The sequence below is a fragment of the Arthrobacter sp. SlRoot2-15 genome (assembly GCF_059739345.1).
The window spans coordinates 3,172,894-3,188,776 of the sequence record NZ_AP046058.1 but is presented as its reverse complement, the minus strand read 5'-3'; the positions used below and the strand labels follow the sequence as shown (position 1 = coordinate 3,188,776).

Annotated in this window: 14 protein-coding genes; 7 read left to right on the top strand and 7 right to left on the bottom strand. The window is 69.9% G+C overall.

What is annotated here, in order from left to right; all coding sequences use genetic code 11:
• Positions 1-5: 5 nt before the first annotated feature.
• From nadC to AC6I9V_RS14725, 5 genes are all read right to left on the bottom strand, one after another.
• Complete coding sequence (gene nadC / locus AC6I9V_RS14745; protein WP_497899954.1) at positions 6-944, bottom strand: carboxylating nicotinate-nucleotide diphosphorylase; 939 nt, start codon at positions 942-944, stop codon at positions 6-8.
• On the bottom strand, positions 941-2,650 hold the full coding sequence (nadB, locus tag AC6I9V_RS14740; RefSeq protein WP_497899953.1) for an L-aspartate oxidase: 1,710 nt from the start codon (positions 2,648-2,650) through the stop codon (positions 941-943). Before nadB ends, nadC begins: the two co-directional genes overlap by 4 nt.
• Positions 2,647-3,957, bottom strand: coding sequence for a quinolinate synthase NadA (gene nadA, locus AC6I9V_RS14735; protein ID WP_497899952.1), 1,311 nt, complete (start codon positions 3,955-3,957; stop codon positions 2,647-2,649). Before nadA ends, nadB begins: the two co-directional genes overlap by 4 nt.
• Positions 3,954-4,670: an NUDIX hydrolase gene (locus AC6I9V_RS14730; protein WP_497900324.1), complete on the bottom strand. Its 717-nt coding sequence runs from the start codon at positions 4,668-4,670 to the stop codon at positions 3,954-3,956. The genes nadA and AC6I9V_RS14730 overlap by 4 nt, the downstream gene beginning before the upstream one ends.
• Before the next feature lie 189 nt (positions 4,671-4,859).
• Complete coding sequence (locus tag AC6I9V_RS14725) at positions 4,860-5,333, bottom strand: Lrp/AsnC family transcriptional regulator (protein WP_497899951.1); 474 nt, start codon at positions 5,331-5,333, stop codon at positions 4,860-4,862.
• Positions 5,334-5,506: 173 nt separating this feature from the next.
• Here AC6I9V_RS14725 and AC6I9V_RS14720 point away from each other — a divergent pair, with 173 nt between their 5' ends.
• The 5 genes from AC6I9V_RS14720 (at position 5,507) to AC6I9V_RS14700 (ending at position 10,250) form a co-directional block, all read left to right on the top strand.
• A complete protein-coding gene (locus AC6I9V_RS14720) occupies positions 5,507-6,880 on the top strand; it encodes an amino acid permease (protein ID WP_497899950.1) in 1,374 nt (457 codons plus the stop codon).
• Between the two features lie 124 nt (positions 6,881-7,004).
• Positions 7,005-8,054, top strand: a complete 1,050-nt coding sequence (locus tag AC6I9V_RS14715) for a thiamine pyrophosphate-dependent enzyme (protein ID WP_497899949.1) — start codon at positions 7,005-7,007, stop codon at positions 8,052-8,054.
• A complete protein-coding gene (locus tag AC6I9V_RS14710; protein ID WP_497899948.1) occupies positions 8,047-9,096 on the top strand; it encodes an alpha-ketoacid dehydrogenase subunit beta in 1,050 nt (349 codons plus the stop codon). The genes AC6I9V_RS14715 and AC6I9V_RS14710 overlap by 8 nt, the downstream gene beginning before the upstream one ends.
• Entirely contained in the window at positions 9,089-9,418 is a 330-nt protein-coding gene (locus tag AC6I9V_RS14705; protein ID WP_056426240.1) for a biotin/lipoyl-containing protein, read from the top strand. Before AC6I9V_RS14710 ends, AC6I9V_RS14705 begins: the two co-directional genes overlap by 8 nt.
• Before the next feature lie 4 nt (positions 9,419-9,422).
• Positions 9,423-10,250, top strand: a complete 828-nt coding sequence (locus AC6I9V_RS14700) for an alpha/beta fold hydrolase (protein WP_349411558.1) — start codon at positions 9,423-9,425, stop codon at positions 10,248-10,250.
• Positions 10,251-10,343: 93 nt separating this feature from the next.
• Here the strand turns inward: AC6I9V_RS14700 and AC6I9V_RS14695 are convergent, their stop codons facing one another.
• Positions 10,344-11,678, bottom strand: coding sequence for an MFS transporter (locus AC6I9V_RS14695; RefSeq protein WP_497899947.1), 1,335 nt, complete (start codon positions 11,676-11,678; stop codon positions 10,344-10,346).
• 353 nt (positions 11,679-12,031) lie between these two features.
• Between AC6I9V_RS14695 and AC6I9V_RS14690 the strand changes: the two genes are divergently transcribed.
• Positions 12,032-12,748 carry an IclR family transcriptional regulator gene (locus tag AC6I9V_RS14690; RefSeq protein ID WP_497899946.1) on the top strand — a complete coding sequence of 239 codons (717 nt, stop codon included), beginning with the start codon at positions 12,032-12,034 and terminating at the stop codon, positions 12,746-12,748.
• Positions 12,749-12,843: 95 nt separating this feature from the next.
• Positions 12,844-14,343 carry a 5-carboxymethyl-2-hydroxymuconate semialdehyde dehydrogenase gene (hpaE, locus tag AC6I9V_RS14685; RefSeq protein ID WP_497899945.1) on the top strand — a complete coding sequence of 500 codons (1,500 nt, stop codon included), beginning with the start codon at positions 12,844-12,846 and terminating at the stop codon, positions 14,341-14,343.
• A gap of 64 nt (positions 14,344-14,407) precedes the next feature.
• On the opposite strand, the gene AC6I9V_RS14680 is transcribed toward hpaE, so the two are convergent.
• Entirely contained in the window at positions 14,408-15,817 is a 1,410-nt protein-coding gene (locus AC6I9V_RS14680) for an MFS transporter (RefSeq protein ID WP_497899944.1), read from the bottom strand.
• Positions 15,818-15,883: the final 66 nt, after the last annotated feature.

The window sequence follows — 15,883 nt, the reverse complement described above, 5'->3', positions numbered from 1 at the left end:
GCGCCTCAGCCAGCCGTTTCCAGCTCGACGTCGAGCTCGACATCAAGCCCCAGGTCCAGGGCGGTGACGCTGTGGGTGAGGGCCCCGACCGAGATGACGTCCACGCCGGTGGCGGCGATCCCGGCCACAGTGGCGAGGCTGACGTTGCCGCTGGCTTCGACCCGGGCCCGCCCCGCCACCAGTGCAACGCCGGCGGCGAGGTCCTGCAACGAGAAGTTGTCCAGCATGATGGTGTCCACGCCGGCGGCCAGCACTGGCCCGATCTGTTCCATGCTGTCCACCTCTACCTCGAAGTGGGTGGTGTGCCCCAGCCGGTCGCGGGCGCCGCGCAACACGGCGGTGAGCTTCCCGGGGTCTCCCCCGGTCAGTACCGCCAGGTGGTTGTCCTTGGCCAGCACTGCGTCCGAGAGGCTGAAGCGGTGGTTCGCCCCGCCGCCGCACCGGACGGCGTAGCGCTCCAGCACCCGCAGCCCCGGCGTCGTTTTCCGGGTGTCGGTGATCCGTGCACGGGTGCCGGTGACCAGGGCGGTGAACTCCGCGGTCCGCGTGGCGATCGCGCTCATCCGCTGGACCAGGTTCAGCGCCACCCGTTCGGCCAGCAGCACGCCGCGGGCGTTGCCGCTCACCCGTGCCAGCGCCGTGCCGGCGTCGAACGCCGCCCCGTCCGCGACTAGCAGTTCGACCGCGGCGTCCGGGTCCGCCAGCTTCATCGCGGCGGCAAAGACCTGCCCGCCGCTGAACACGCCTGGCACCCGGGCCGCGAGCACCGCGGTGGCGCGGGCATGGGCCGGAATGAGGGTCTGCGAGGTGATGTCGCCGTAGGGAGCGTCCTCCAGCAGGGCGGCGCGGAGCACGGCGTCGACGGCGGCCGCGGGCAGGGACCCGGCGAGCTCGACGCGGGCATCGGCCGGAGAGGCTAGGGTGTCCTGGGTGGTGGTGGTCATGAGGAAATCCTTTGCATCGAGTGGGCGGGGGCGGAGGCCGGCTCCGTGTCGGCCCGGTAGTGGGCGCCCACGGAGGCGGTCCGGTTCCGGGCGGCCTCCACAAGCAGGCCGGCAGCCAGCAGCAGGTTGCGGTCCTCGTGCGCCCGCGGGTCCGGGCTGTCCGCCACGGCCCCGGGACGAACGACGGCGGCCCAGGCACCGAGCTGCTCCGCGGCAGCATCAAGCTCGACCCCACAACGCACCACCCCGGCCGCCCTGGTCATCAACCGCCCCAAAGCCTCCCTCGAAAACACCCCAGGCTCGGGCCGAGACTTCACACCAACTTCGGGGGCCGCCGCGGAGGTTCCTTCCCTGGAGGGGCCGCGCAAGGGTACTGCGGAAGCGTGCGTCAAAGGGAGGCCGCCCGCGGCCGAGCTAGCACGCGGAGCAGTGCCGTTGCGCGGCGCATCGCCAAGAAAGTCCTCGACGGCCCGCCGCCCGAAGACCAGCCCTTCGAGCAGCGAGTTGCTGGCCAGCCGGTTGGCGCCCTGGGCGCCGGTGCACGCCGCTTCGCCCGCGGCGTAGAGTCCCGGCACCGAGGTGCGGCCGCGCAGGTCGGTGGCCACCCCGCCCATCCAGTAGTGCGCGGCGGGCGATACCGGCAGCAGCTCGGCAGTCCAGTCGTAGCCGGCGGCCCGCGTCCTGGCGGTGATGGTCGGGAAGCGCCGGGCCAGGAAGCCTGCCCCGCGGCCGGCCTCAATGCCCCGGGCGTCCAGGTACACCGGGCTGTCGGCCGGGCGCCCGGTCGCCGCCAAGTGCAGGGCGATGCTGCGGGAGACGACGTCGCGCGGGGCCAGCTCGGCGTCGGGGTGGTAGTCGGGCATAAAGCGGTGCCCGGCGGCGTCCAGCAGCACGGCGCCCTCGCCGCGCACCGCCTCCGAGATCAGCAGCGCGGGCGGGCCGCCGGGCACTTCGGCCGCCGCGAGCGTGGTGGGGTGGAACTGGAAGAACTCCAGGTCGCGTACGGCGGCGCCTGCGCGCCAGGCCAGCGCGAGGCCGTCGGCGGTGGCAACGGACGGGTTGCTGGTGCGGGCGAACAGCCGCCCGGCGCCGCCGGTGGCGAGCAACACGGCGTCGGCGTCCAGTTCCCTGGGCTGCCCGCCGGCCAGGTAGGCGACCCCGGTGACGGAGCCCGATGAACCGCCGTCCGGGTCACCGGCGTCGGTCAGCAGTGCGGTTACAAAAGCGCCGGTCTCCACCCGGAGCCGCCCCTGGACGGCGCGGTCCAGCACGGCGGCCACGAGGCCGCGGGCGATGCAGGCGCCGGTCGCGTCGCCTCCGGCGTGCAGGATGCGGGCCGCTGAGTGCGCCGCTTCCAGGCCCAGCGCCGGTCCGCCGTGGGCCCCGGCGTCGAAGTTCACGCCGAAGCGCCGCAGCCCGGCGATGTCGCCGACGGCTTCGGTGCAGAGGATGCGCACGGCGTCGGGGTCGTTCAGCCCGGCCCCGGCGGCCAGGGTGTCGGCAATGTGCGCCGCAACGGAGTCGCCCGGCGAGGCCTCCCCCGGTGCCAGCACCGCGGAGATCCCGCCCTGGGCGTAGAAGGTGTTGCTCTCCTCGAGCGTGCCCTTGGTCAGCAGCACCACCTCGGTGCCGGGCGCTTCGGAGGCGAGCAGCGCCGCGTACAGTCCGGCGATCCCGCTGCCGACGACGACGAGCCGCCTGGTCACGGCCGCGCCGCCAGCATGCGTTCCAGGGCGACCCGGGCGGGGGCCGCGACGTCGTCCGCCACTGTGATGCGGTTGACCACCTCGCCGCGGACCAGGGCCTCCAGCACCCAGGCCAGGTAGCCGGGATGGATGCGGTACATCGTCGAGCAGGGGCAGATCACCGGGTCCAGGCAGAAGATGGTGTGCTGCGGGTACTCGGCGGCCAGCCGGTTGACCAGGTTGATCTCGGTGCCGACGGCGAAGACCGTGGGCTCGGTGGCGGCGGCAATGGCCTTGCGGATGAAGTCCGTGGAGCCGGCCGAATCGGCGGCGTCCACCACCTCCATGGGGCACTCCGGGTGAACAATCACCTGCACGCCCGGGAAGTCCGCACGGGCCTTTTCGATCTGGGCGACGTTGAAGCGCTTGTGGACCGAGCAGAAACCGTGCCACAGGATCACGCGGGAGTCCTGCAGCGTCTGTTCGTCGTTGCCGCCGAGTTCCTTGCGCGGATTCCACATCGGCATCTGCGCCAGCGGCACACCCATGGCCTTGGCCGTGTTGCGGCCCAGGTGCTGGTCCGGGAAGAACAGGACGCGCTGGCCGCGCTCGAACGCCCATTCCAACACCGTAGCGGCGTTGGAGGAGGTGCAGACGATGCCGCCGTGCTCGCCGCAGAAGCCCTTCAGTGCCGCCGAGGAGTTCATGTAGGTGACCGGGATGACCGGGACCCTGCCGTCGGCGTCGGGCTCGGTGCCGAACAACTCCTCCAACTGCTCCCAGCACTCGGTCACCGAATCGATGTCCGCCATGTCCGCCATCGAGCAGCCCGCGGCGAGGTTGGGCAGGATCACGGCCTGCTCCGGGGCGGACAGGATGTCCGCGGTTTCGGCCATAAAGTGCACGCCGCAGAAGATGATCGCCTCGGCGTCCGGCCTGGTCAGGGCCGCGTTGGCCAGCTGGAACGAGTCGCCCACGAAGTCGGCGTATTCAACCACCTCGTCGCGCTGGTAGAAGTGGCCGAGGATAACGGCCCGGTCCCCCAGCGCCGCCTTGGCGGCCCGGATCCGGGCGTCCAGCTCGGCGTCGCCGGCCAGGCGGTATTCCTCCGGCAGCTGCCCCTGCCGGGGGGTCGACGGCGGGGCGACGTCGGCCACGGAGGCGCCCGGGCCGTACGCGGGAACACCGGCGACGGCCTCGGCGAGGTCGAAGTCCCAGGGGCCCCGGGCCAGGGCCGCGCTGCAGGTGGAAGCCGCGGCGGCGGCTGTCGCCTGGCCCGCGGCCGCCTCGCGTGTGATCAGCTGGATCGCCTTGTTGACGCTGGTCATGGTGTGCTCCTGTTGTCTGGATCGAGGCCGGGCCGGCCGGTAAAGCGGTAGAGGCGGGGCGGGCGGTGTTTGCCGCCCTGGAGGTATTCGTCGGTTTCTTCGATTTCCGGGGTGGCCTTGATCTGGCGGCGGAAGTTGGCCGGATCCAGCTCCCGGTCCAGGACGGCCTCGTAGACCTCCCGGACCTGCGCGAGGGTGAAGTACTCGCCGAGCAGGTGGTAGGCGATCGAGCCGTAGGCCATCTTGTTCCGCAGCCGCCAGAGTGCGTAGTCGATGATCGCGTTGTGGTCGAAGGCCAGTTCGCCGAGCCGGTCCGCCCGGAACCAGCGGACGTTTTCGGATTCATCGGCGAGCGCGGCCTCGGTGGGCTGGACGAGCGCCCAGTAGACGATCGAAACCACCCGCTGGGTGGGCGAGCGGTGCAGCCCGCCGAAGGCGTAGAGCTGTTCCAGGTAGTTCGGCGCCAGCCCGGTGGTCTCGCGGAGGTTGCGGGAGGCGGCGTCCTGCAGCGATTCGGAATGGGTCAGCGGCCCGCCGGGGAGGGCCCACTGGCCTTTGAAGGGCTCGCGGATCCGGCGCACCAGCGGGATCCAGAGCGTGGGGCGGCCGGAGCGTTCACTCGGGCGCAGGGCGAAGATCACCGTGGAAATGGCCAGCGACGGCGGCGCGAGCTGGCGCTCGGAGACGTTGGCTGGAGAGGTGTAGACGGTGATCGACCCCCGGGTTCCGGGGTCCGGCCCGGTCCCTGCGGACCTGCCGGACAGTTCCGGCCGGACCGCCGGAATAGTTATAGTCAAATTGACTAGAACTAATTCTAGGACGCCGGCGGCCGGGCGCAAAATGTTTCGGTACGCCGCGGACGCAAGGGGGCGGCGGGGTGGCGGGCGCAGGTGCCGCGGGAGCTATTGCTGAGCGGCGGCGGCCTCGAGCAGCGGCAGGGTGCGGCCCTGGAAATGGGTGTTGAGCACGATCACCGAGGACGAACGCAGCACGGTCCGGGTGGCGATCATGGCGTCCAGCACCCGCTGCAGGTCCAAGTTGGAGCGTGCGGCGATGCGGGCCATCAGGTCCGATCCGCCGGACACGGTATGGATCTCGATCAGCTCCGGAATCCGCGCGAGCGCCTCCACGACGGCGTCGTGGCCAAGGTCCTGGTTGATGGTCAGGGAGCAGAAGGCCACCACCGGGTAGCCGAAACGGGCCGGGTCCGGCTGCGGCACCCACGACCCGATGACGCCGCTGTCCTGCATCCGGTCCAGCCGGGACTGCACGGTGGCGCGGGCGACCTTGAGCACCCTGGACGCCTCCAGGACGGAGGAGCGCGGGGAGTCCGTGAAGAATCGGACAATTTTGGCATCGAGCGCGTCGACGTTCACTTCAGATTCCTTGCCTGCAGAGTTTCAAGGGCACACATCGTCGCGATCCGGGCCAGTTGATCAACAAACTGCAACCATGCTCTCACGCCGGCCGCACCAAGGGGCCCGCCGGGGGCGGTAAATTCGTATGGTCCCAAAAGGACGCCAACACCACCGTAAGAAGGTTCGCCAGCATGACAACGAAGTCCCCCGCGGAGCGCCCGGCCCCGAAACTCGGCCACACCATGTTGCCCCGCCAGCTGACCATGATGGGCCTCGGCAGCGCCATTGGCGCCGGCCTGTTCCTCGGATCGGGGGCCGGGATCCAGGCCGCCGGCCCGGCCGTCCTGATCTCCTACCTCGTCGCGGGCACCCTGATCATCCTGGTGATGTGGGCGCTCGGCGAGATGGCCGCCGCCAACCCGAACAGCGGCGCGTTCTCCGTCTACGCCGCAAAGGCCCTGGGCAGGACCGCCGGCGCCACCGTCGGCTGGCTCTGGTGGCTGCAGCTCGTTGTTGTCATTGCGGCCGAGGCCCTCGGCGCGGCCGGGCTCCTTTTTACGGTCTGGCCGGTGATTCCCGTGTGGGGGCTCGCGCTGGTCTTTATGGCGCTGTTCACCGCCATCAACCTCGCCGGTGTGAAGAACTTCGGCGAGTTTGAGTTCTGGTTCGCCATCCTCAAAGTCGGCGCCATCCTGCTGTTCCTGGCCATCGGCGCGGCCCTGCTCCTCGGCTGGCTGCCTGACGTTCCCAGCCCCGGACTGCGCAACATCACCTCCGACTTCGCCCCGGCAGGCCTCGGCGGCATCGCCACCGCCCTGTTCGTGGTGATCTTCGCCTTCGGCGGCACCGAAATCGTCAGCGTCGCCGCGGCCGAGACCGAGAACCCCGCGCACAGCGTCGGTCACGCGATCCGCACCGTGATCTGGCGCATCCTGGTGTTCTACATCGGCTCCGTTTTTGTCATCGCGGCCGTGCTGCCCTCGACGTCGGCGGCGCTCAAGTCCCCGTTCGCTGGCGTCCTGGACCTGGCCCGCATTCCGGGTGCCGGGGCGGCGATCACGCTGGTCGCCGTCGTCGCCCTGCTCTCGGCCCTGAACGCGAACCTGTACGGCGCCTCGCGGATGGCCTATTCCCTGTCCGAACGCGGCGAAGCCCCGCGCTTCCTGTCGCGCCTGAATGCGGCCCGCGTTCCGGTGATTGCCGTGGGCATCTCGGTGGCGTTCGGCTTCCTGGCCGCGGTGCTGGAACTGCTGTTCCCGGAACAGATCCTGCCGGCCCTGTTCCAGCTGGTGGGCTCGACCTGCCTCGTGGTGTGGGGCTCGGCGCTGGTCTCCCAGCTGATCCTCCGGCGCCGGGCCGACCGCGCCGGCACCGAGCTGCCGCTGCGGATGAAGGGCTTCCCCGGACTGACCATTTTTGGCCTGGTGCTGCTGGCCCTGATCTTCGCCGTCGGCTTCAGCAGCCCGGAGAGCAGCAAGCAGCTCTTCAGCACCATGGCGCTGATCGCCGGCATCGCCGCCGCCTGCTGGATCGGCGCCCGGATCAGCGCCCGCCGAGCGAGCTGACCCGCCGGGAGAGTCTGTACAAACTGCCAGGCGGGACCGCGGTGGGACGGGAGGCTTTGCGCAGAGTGGTCAGCGTTTGCTGAGCTGATTGCCTAACTTCAGGCCCGTGACTAGGGTCACAGGCATGGACACACTCCCCCTCGCGGTTTCCGGTGACGACGCCGGCCCGCTCACCCCCGCCGAGCTCCGCGAGCTGTACACCCTGATGGTCGCCGTCCGGCACCTCGACACCTCGGCCATCGCCTGGCAGCGGCAGGGCATCATCCCCGGCTACGCCCCGGAACTCGGCCAGGAGGCGGCCCAGGTGGGCAGCGGCTACGCCGTCGACACCACCCGCGACTTCGTCTTCCCCACCTACCGCGAGATGGGCGTCGCCCGGACCATGGGAGTGGACATGGTGGGCTATATGTCCACCCACAAGGCGACCTGGCACGGCGGCCTCTACAACCCGCTGGAATCCCGGCTCGCCCCGATCCAGGCCGTGGTGGCCGGGTCCGTGCTGCACGCCGTCGGCTGGGCCCACGGCCAGACCCTGGCCCGTCCCGCCGACGGAAAGCTCGGCGTCGCGCTGACCTACTTCGGCGACGGCGCCTCCTCACAGGGCGACGTCCACGAGGCCATGAACTTCGCGGCTGTGATGAAGGCGCCCGTGGTGTTCTTTGTCCAGAACAACGGCTGGGCCATCTCGGTGCCCACCGAACGCCAGGTCGCCGGCGGCTCGGTCGCCGCCCGCGCCGCCGGGTACGGCATGCCGGCGCTGCAGATCGACGGCGACGACGTCGTCGCCGTCGTCGAAGCCACCCGCCGCGCCTTCGCGCACGCCCGGGCCGGCAACGGCCCCGTGCTGATCGAGGCCATGACCTACCGCCGCGGCCCACACTCCACCTCCGATGACCCCGGCCGCTACCGCTCCCTCGACGAAGAGCGCGACGGCGCCGGCGAGGATCCGCTGGAGCGCCTGCGCAAGCGGCTGCTCGCCGACGGGATCGCCGACGAGGCCTTCTTCGCCGACGCCCTCGCCGCCGCCAAGGCCGAAGAGGAGCAGATCCGCACCGGCATCCAGGCCCTCGGCTCCCGCCCCGGCACCGAAATGTTTGACCTGGTCTTCCAGGAAACCACCCCTGCCCTGCAGGCCCAGGCCGCCAGCTGGCGCGAGGAGTCCGAACATGTCTAACCCGACCCTTGAAAGCGGAACCTTGGCGGCGGCGCCTGCCCCCGCGACCACCACCGTGATGTCCATGCAGCAGGCGCTCAATAGGGCCCTCGACGAGGTACTCGCGGAAAACCCCAAGGCCGTCATCTTCGGCGAGGACTGCGGCCAGCTCGGCGGCGTCTTCCGGATCACCGACGGGCTGCAGGCCAAGCACGGCGAGCAGCGGGTGTTCGATACCCCGCTGGCGGAATCCGGCATCCTCGGCATGTCCGTGGGCCTGGCCATGGCCGGCTTCCACCCCATCCCCGAGGTCCAGTTCGACGGCTTCGCGTACCCGGCCGTCAACCAGATCGTCTGCCAGATCGCCCGGATGAACTACCGCAGCCGCGGCACCCTGCCGATGCCGATCACCCTGCGGGTGCCCAGCTTCGGCGGCATCCGCGCCCCCGAACACCACGGCGAAAGCCTCGAGGCACTCTTCGCCCACGTACCGGGCCTGAAAGTGGTCTCGCCGTCGACCCCGCACGAGGCCTACCACCTGCTCAAGTACGCCGCCACGCGGCCGGACCCGGTCATCTTTATGGAGCCGAAGTCCCGCTACTGGCAGAAGGGCGAGGTGGACCCCGCCACGCACGACGCCGACGGCGGCTCCCCCGCCCGCGCCAAGGTCATGCGTGAGGGCCGGCACCTGACCCTGGTGGCGTGGGGCGCTATGGTGGCGCGCTGCCTGCAGGTGGCCGAGCTCGCGGCCGAGGACGGGATCGACATCGAGGTCCTGGACCTGCGCTGGCTCAAGCCGATCGACGCCGACGCCCTCGCCGCGTCCGTGCGCAAGACGCGCCGCGCCGTCGTCGTCCATGAGGCGCCGCTGACCTCGGGCCTCGGCGCGGAGGTGGCACAGCTGATCACGCAGAGTTGCTTCGACACCCTCAAGGCGCCGGTGGAGCGGGTCACCGGCTTCGACGTCCCATACCCCTCGGGGGACCTCGAGGACGAATACATCCCGAACATTGACCGGATCCTCTTTGGCATCCAGCGAGTATTGGAGTACAAACGTGGCTGAAATTTCCTTCCCACTGCCGGATCTCGGCGAGGGCCTGATCGAGGCGACCGTGCTGGAATGGCTGGTCGCCCCGGGTGACCAGGTGGAGCGCAACCAGCCGCTCGTGGAGGTGGAAACCACAAAGTCGGCCGTTGAATTGCCCAGCCCGCAGGCGGGTAAGGTAGTGCGTATCCACGGCGGGCCCGGCGACAAAATCAACGTCGGCGAGCCCCTGATCGTGTTCGAGGTGCCGGACAACACCGCCGGCATCGTGGGCACGGTCCCGAAGGAAGAGGCACCGAAGCGCCGGGTCCGCCTGAGCGCCGTACTTGATGAGGACTGACACCATGAGCGGCAGGCACACCGGCGAACAGCATTCCCACACCGTCGAGGGCACCGACCCCCAGTTGTACGTCGGGGTGCATGATCCCAAGGACGACGCCGGCCTGCGTCCGGTGCTGCTGCTGCACGGCTTCTCCTCCTCCGCCAAGCTCAACTGGGAGGACACCGGCTGGATCACTTCCCTGACCGAGGCCGGACGCCGCGTCATCACGGTGGACCTGCCAGGCCACGGCCGCAGCGGCGCCCCCGAAGACCGCGACTCCTACTCCCCCAGCCGGATCCGCGCGGACCTGCTGCAGATCGCGTTCGACGCCGGCGCCCGCCCGCTGCGCGATGGAGACCCGGCCAGCGGACTGGACGTGATCGGCTACTCGCTGGGCTCCCGGCTGGCCTGGGAATTCGGCGCCACCCAGCACGAGCTGGTGCACCGGCTGGTGCTGGGCGGACCCAACGTGGCCGATCCGCTGGCGGACTTCGACCTCGTCGCCGCGCAGCGGTACCTGGCCGACGGCACCCCGATCGCTGACGCGTCCACCGCCGGGCTGCTCAAGATGGCGCAGCTGCTGCCGAGCAACAACATTTTTGCCCTGCTGTCCCTGGTCGAGGCGATCAAGGACGAGCCGTTTGACCCCGCCGAGGCCGTGCCGCCGATGCCGATGCTGCTGGTGGCCGGCGAGAAGGACGAGCGGGCCGAATCCATGCCCGAGCTCGCGGCGCTGGGCGCCAAGGCCGGGGCGCTGGTGGAACAGCTCATCCTGCCGGCCCGGAACCACACCAATGCCATTACCAGCCGCGCCTTCAAGCAGGGCGCCATCGAGTTCCTCGGCGCCTGAGCCCTCGCTTAAACAGCAACGCGGGGTCACTTATCGCCGGTCCGGGGGTTCCGGATGGGCAGTAAGTGACCCCGCGTTGTTGTTTTGGGGTGCCTAGTGGTGGGAGCTGACGCCGAGCGGGCGTCCCTTGGTTTCCTTGGCCAGCACGACGCCGACGGCGGAGATCACGCAGAGGATCATGATGTAGATGCCGATCGAGCCGGTCCACTTGGTGCCCTGCAGCAGGGCCTCCGCGATGGTGGCCGCGAAGGCGCCGCCGAGGATGGCGCCGAACGCGTAGCCGATCGAGATGCCCGAGTAGCGCACGTTCGCCGGGAACATCTCGGCGTACATGGCGGACATCGGGCCGTAGGACAGGCCCAGGCCAACGGTCAGGACGAACAGCGCGACGCCGTAGAGCACGATGTCCTTGGTGTCGATCAGGGCGAACATCGGGATCATCCAGGCGAAGACGATGCCGTAGCCGATCAGGAAGGTCTTGACCCGCCCGATCTTGTCGGAGAGCCAGCCGCCCACCAGGGTGAAGATGAGCCAGCCGAAGGACGCGAGGGTGGTCGCCAGCAGGATCTGCGGGGTGGGCATCTTCAGCGACTTGGTGGCGTAGGAGATGAAGAAGGCGATCAGCAGGTAGCCGGCGGCGTTGTTGCCGATGAAGATCATCGTCGAGTAGAGGACGGCCTTCTTGTGCTTGCGGATCAGCTCGCCAAGCGGCGCCTTGCTTTCTTCCTTGCGCTCCTGCATTTCCTTGAAGACCGGGCTCTCGGCCACGGCGCGGCGGATCAGGTACCCGACCACGATCAGCACGATGGAGAGCAGGAAAGGCACCCGCCAGCCCCAGGACGCGAAGTCCTCTTTGGACATGGACGTGTTGAGGAAGTACAGCAGGCCGGTGGCGAGGATCATGCCCACCGGAACGCCGATCTGCGGGTAGGCGCCGAAAAGGCCGCGCTTGCTCATTGGAGCGTGCTCCACGGCCATCAGGGCAGCGCCGCCCCATTCACCGCCGGCGGAGAAGCCCTGGATGATGCGGAGGAGGATCAGCAGGACCGGGGCCCAGACGCCGATCTGGGCGTAGGTCGGCAGCATGCCGATCAGGGCGGTCGCGGCCCCCATCATGACGAGGGTGAAGACCAGCATCGCCTTGCGGCCCAGGCGGTCGCCGAGGTGGCCGGCGATGATGGCGCCGAGCGGGCGGAACAGGAAGCTGATGCCGATCAGCGCGAAGGACAGGATCTGCGCCAGGCCCGGGTTGGAGGCGTTCAGCGGCGCCAGGAAGAGCGGGGAGAGCAGCGTTGCGGTCAGCTGCGCGAAGATGAAGAAGTCGTACCACTCGATGGTGGTACCGACCAGCGTCCCGGCGAGGACCTTGCGTTCCTCATGCTTGCTGCTGGGGCCCGTCTCTGAATCGACGGTTGAAGTTGCGGTCATTGGAACTCCGTTGCTGGGGGCAGAGGTACTGCCCGGGTGGGTGCGAAGAGAATAACTGAATGCCTCTTGAATTACTGATCGAACGGTCAGTTAGTATCTGTGATCTTACTATGAAACATGTGATCAGACACACATTCCGGGGAAAAAAGCTGACCCTTCCCCAAATCGTGACGCTCAGACCGCCGCGCGATTCGCCGCAGGGGCTTGTGCGGATCGAATTCAGCGTTCTATAGTCGAACACTCAATTCCAATATAGAACGCAACTGGACTGTGAGCCCGCGCACAAGAGACCCTGCGGCACTGCTGCGGCACACCCCGCCCGGCGTTCCCGCACCCCGCCCTAGGATGGACCCATGACCCCGACCGCCGGCAGCACCCAGGCCTCCCCGTCCCAGACGCTCTCCCGTGGCATCCGGGCGCTGGAGATTCTTGCCGACGCGCCGGAGCCGCTCACCATCGCCGAGCTCGCCGACGCCATGGGCGTCCACCGCTCGGTCGCCTACCGCATCCTGCGCACCCTTGAGGATCACTCGCTGCTGGTCCGCGACGACGGCGGCCGGGTCCAGCCCGGCCCCGGCCTGGCCGTCCTCGCCCGCGGCGTGGCCCGCAACCTGCAGACCGCGGCCCTCCCCGAGCTCACCCAGCTGGCCAACGCCCTGGACATGAGCGCCTTCGTGGCCGTCTGGGACCGCGAGGACTGCGTCACGCTCGTCACTGTCGATCCCCGCCGCACGGGTGCGGCCGTGGTCCAGCATCCCGGCTCGCGGCACCCGGTCAGCGCGGGCGCCCCGGGCATCGCGATCCAGTCGGCGCTCTCGGAGCGGGAATGGCACAGCCTCGCCCCAAGCATTCCCTACCGCCCCGAGGCCGCCGAGGCCCGCCGCCGCGGCTATGCGGCCAGCCACGACGAAGTGATTCCGGGGGTATCCTCGCTGGCCGTGCCGGTCACCGTACCGGGTGGCCGGCCGGCTGCCCTGGCGGTGGTCTACGTCCGCGACGCGCAGGATCCCGCGGAGGTTGCGGCCGCCCTGGCCGCGAGCGCCGCACGCATCGAGGCCCAGCTGGGCTGACGCCGCGCCTACCCGGGCCTGGCCGGACCCGGACCTTGACAAGCCAAATAACCCCCGCCCGAGCACTTCACCGCCGAAGCAAAGGATTGATCCCCATGGCCGAGCACTACATCCCGGACGACCTTCCCACCCGGATCCGGCACTACATCAACGGCGAGTTCGTCGACTCCGTCAGCGGCAAGACCTTCGACGTCCTGGACCCGGTCTCCAACGAGACCTACGCCACGGCCGCCGCCGGGCAGAAGGAGGACATTGACCTCGCCGTCGCCGCCGCCCGCAAAGCCTTCACCGAGGGCCCGTGGCCGCGGATGAAACCACGCGAGCGTGCCCGCGTCCTGAACAAGATCGCCGACGCCGTCGAGGCCCAGGAGACCCGGCTCGCGCAGCTGGAGACCTTCGACACCGGGCTGCCCATCACCCAGGCCAAGGGCCAGGCGCTGCGCGCGGCGGAGAACTTCCGCTTCTTCGCGGACCTGATCGTGGCGCAGTTCGACGACGCCATGAAGGTCCCCGGCGCCCAGATCAACTACGTCAACCGCAAGCCGATCGGCGTCGCCGGCCTCATCACGCCGTGGAACACGCCGTTTATGCTCGAGTCCTGGAAGCTCGCCCCGGCGCTGGCCACCGGCAACTGTGTGGTGCTCAAGCCGGCCGAATTCACGCCGCTCTCCGCCTCGCTCTGGGCCAAGACCTTCAAGGACGCCGGCCTGCCCGACGGCGTCTTCAACCTGGTCAACGGCCTGGGCGAGGACGCCGGCGATGCGCTGGTCAAGCACCCGGACGTTCCGCTGATCTCCTTTACCGGCGAGACCACCACGGGCAAGACGATCTTCCGCAACGCCGCGGAGAACCTCAAGGGCCTCTCGATGGAACTTGGCGGCAAGAGCCCGGCGATCATCTTCGACGACGCCGACCTCGACGCCGCGATCGACTCGACCCTGTTCGGCGTTTTCTCGCTCAACGGCGAGCGCTGCACGGCCGGCTCCCGGATCCTGGTCCAGCGCGGCATCTACGAGGAGTTCTGCGAGAAGTACGCCGCCCGGGCGAAGAACATCGTCGTCGGCGACCCGCATGACCCGAAGACCGAGGTCGGCGCGCTGGTGCACCCCGAGCACTACGCCAAGGTGGCCTCCTACGTGGAGATCGGCAAGTCCGAGGGCCGGCTGCTGGCCGGCGGGGGCCGCCCGGAGTCGCTGCCCACCGGCAACTACATCGCGCCCACGGTCTTCGCCGACGTCAAGCCGGACGCCCGGATCTTCCAGGAGGAGATCTTCGGCCCGGTCGTGGCGATCACCCCGTTCGAGGACGACGCCGAGGCATTGGCCTTGGCGAACAACACCCGTTACGGCCTGGCCGGTTACGTCTGGACCAACAACCTGACCCGGGCGCACAACTTCTCGCAGAACCTCGAGGCGGGGATGGTCTGGCTCAACAGCCACAACGTCCGCGACCTGCGCACCCCGTTCGGCGGGGTCAAGGCCTCCGGCCTCGGCCACGAGGGCGGCTACCGGTCGATCGACTTCTACACCGACCAGCAGGCCGTCCACATCACCCTGGGCGCCGTCCACACCCCGAAATTCGGCGCCGCGAGCTGAAACCCCTCGGTCCCGGCGCCGGACATTGTCCGCTGCGCCTATGTGGACCTGCTGGGCCTCCACGTCAGCGCGCGGCCGCCGCCGTCGTGCCTCGCCGGAGGACGACTGCGGCTGCCGCGCCGAGCAGGAACAGCGCCGCCGCGGCGCAGACCGGGACCAGGAACGCGGCCGAATAGCCGAAGTCCTGCGCGAGCCGGCCGGCCACTGACGAGCCCACCGCGGTGCCGGCGACGATGCCGCTGGCCAGCGCCGTCATCACCGTGCCGAGTTTGCCTGCCGGGGCCACCAGGCCGCCGATGGCGAACACGGTGACCATCAACGGACCGACCGGCAGGCCCAGGACAAGGAGCACCAGGATCATCGGCAGCGCCGTCGAGGGCAGGAGCAGCAGGGCGGCAAGGCCTGCCATCAGGGCGGCGCAGGCCAGCCAGCGGGCGTTGACGCTGAACCGCCGGGGCCAGTAGGCCACGGACAGGGCCGCGGCGGCCGAGCTCAGGCCCATCACCGCGTACAGCAGTCCGGCAAGCTCCGAGGTCGCGAAGCTGGCCGCGAAGGAACTCAGGGACGTCTGCGTCGCGCCGAAGAACGTTCCCATGCAGACCATGGCCAGCACCGGGAGTCCGACGGCAGCGAAGCCGGCGGCACGCTGGCCAGCCGTCAGCTCTTTCCGCCGCCGCCGCGCAGCGGCCGAGGCGCTCCGGCTCCGTGCAGGGGTGCGCGGGACGACGCGGTGCGTGGGGTGCACGGCGAAGGCGGGGACCAAGGTGAGGGTCAGCGCGGCGGCGAGGGCGAGCGGCAGCCAGGGGTTGATGAGGCTGGCCAGGATACCCACGAGGGCCGGGCCCAGCACGAAGGTCAGCTCGTCCGCAGTGCTCTCGTAGGACAGTGCGGTGTCCAGGTCGTCCGCGTGTCCGGCCCCGCCGCGGCGGGAGCTCAGGGCCATCCAGCGGACCCGGGCCAGCGGGCCGACCTGCGGGCAGCTGGCCCCGGAGACGAAGGCAGCGGCGAGCACCGGGGCCGCGGCGGCAAGCTCCCGGCCGCCCGGAACCAGGTACGCGGCGAGGATGAGGGCGGTCACGGCCAGGGTGTTGAAGACGGCCGAAAAGAGCAGGACGGGGCGCTGGCCCAGCCGGTCCGCCAGGGCCCCCAGCACGGGGGCGCCGAGTGCCGAGCCGATGCCGACGGCGCCGGCCGCGGCGCCGCCCACGGCATAGGAACCGGTGACAGCGGTGACCAGGGTCAGGGCGCCGACGGTCAGCATGGCCAGGGGCAGTCGGGCGAAGAGGCCCAGCGGGATGAAACTCCGGCCGGCCAGCAGGGGAAGCCGGGCAAAGCGGCCGCCGCGTGGTGCCGGTGTGGCGCCCGCGGAGGTCGGCTCGGCGGATGCTGCTTCAGCCGTTTTGGCTCCGGTGGATTGTGCCTTGGTGGCGGGCGCCGCAGAGGCCGGCGCCTGGGAAGACGTGGAGGGGGTCATATTTCCGGGTTCGTTCGATGGTGCGCATCGTCCCTCCTCCCGATGCGCGCGACCCGGTAACCCTCA

What these genes read in the sequence shown, in the direction of transcription:
- AC6I9V_RS14690 (WP_497899946.1), top strand. Translation starts at nt 12,032, where the DNA reads ATGACCCCGACCGCCGGCAGCACCCAGGCCTCCCCGTCCCAGACGCTC.
- AC6I9V_RS14680 (WP_497899944.1), bottom strand. Translation starts at nt 15,817, where the DNA reads ATGACCCCCTCCACGTCTTCCCAGGCGCCGGCCTCTGCGGCGCCCGCC.
- AC6I9V_RS14710 (WP_497899948.1), top strand. Translation starts at nt 8,047, where the DNA reads ATGTCTAACCCGACCCTTGAAAGCGGAACCTTGGCGGCGGCGCCTGCC.
- AC6I9V_RS14720 (WP_497899950.1), top strand. Translation starts at nt 5,507, where the DNA reads ATGACAACGAAGTCCCCCGCGGAGCGCCCGGCCCCGAAACTCGGCCAC.
- AC6I9V_RS14695 (WP_497899947.1), bottom strand. Translation starts at nt 11,678, where the DNA reads ATGACCGCAACTTCAACCGTCGATTCAGAGACGGGCCCCAGCAGCAAG.
- AC6I9V_RS14700 (WP_349411558.1), top strand. Translation starts at nt 9,423, where the DNA reads ATGAGCGGCAGGCACACCGGCGAACAGCATTCCCACACCGTCGAGGGC.
- nadA (WP_497899952.1), bottom strand. Translation starts at nt 3,957, where the DNA reads ATGACCAGCGTCAACAAGGCGATCCAGCTGATCACACGCGAGGCGGCC.
- AC6I9V_RS14715 (WP_497899949.1), top strand. Translation starts at nt 7,005, where the DNA reads ATGGACACACTCCCCCTCGCGGTTTCCGGTGACGACGCCGGCCCGCTC.
- nadC (WP_497899954.1), bottom strand. Translation starts at nt 944, where the DNA reads ATGACCACCACCACCCAGGACACCCTAGCCTCTCCGGCCGATGCCCGC.
- hpaE (WP_497899945.1), top strand. Translation starts at nt 12,844, where the DNA reads ATGGCCGAGCACTACATCCCGGACGACCTTCCCACCCGGATCCGGCAC.